This is a genomic window from Erwinia sp. MYb416, assembly GCF_037479575.1.
In the GTDB taxonomy this organism is placed as follows: domain Bacteria; phylum Pseudomonadota; class Gammaproteobacteria; order Enterobacterales; family Enterobacteriaceae; genus Erwinia; species Erwinia rhapontici.
Genome location: NZ_JBBGYT010000191.1, coordinates 1 through 534, shown reverse-complemented (window position 1 = coordinate 534; position 534 = coordinate 1). Strand labels below are relative to the sequence as shown.

General features: G+C 52.6%; 1 protein-coding gene. It reads left to right on the top strand.

Going from position 1 to position 534, the window contains the following annotated elements:
• Positions 1-160: 160 nt before the first annotated feature.
• On the top strand, positions 161-534 hold a 374-nt coding region (locus WH277_RS01805; protein ID WP_339504049.1), incomplete at its 3' end, for an aldo/keto reductase.

The following is a 534-nucleotide window of genomic DNA, read 5'->3' as shown; positions in this document are numbered from 1 at the left end:
CATTTGGCCTGACTTTATCATTTCATGAATTAAATTCATAAAGGCTAGCGAATTATAGCGTCTAATCCGATAAGTCGACTTACGTTAGGCTATTCCTTGAGCCATTCTTTGGGGGAAAACAGATGCATCCTTTCAGGCACCTTTACATGAGGACTCACTAATGCAGAAACGTATTCTTGGCCAGTCAGGGCTGGAAGTCTCCGCACTCGGGCTGGGCTGTATGGGGCTGAGCTTCGGCTACGGCCCGGCAACGGATACCCGCCAGGCGGTGGAGCTGATCCGCGCCGCCGTTGAGCAGGGTGTGACCTTCTTCGACACGGCAGAAGTGTATGGCCCGTATCTCAATGAAGACGTGGTCGGCGAAGCGTTGAGGCCCTTCCGCGACCGGGTAGTGATCGCCACCAAATTCGGCTTCACGTTTGGTGATGACAATAAACAGCAGATCTTAAACAGCCGTCCTGAGCACATTCGTGCAGCGGTAGAAGGCTCGCTGTGCCGACTGAATACCGACGTTATCGACCTGCTTTATCAGCA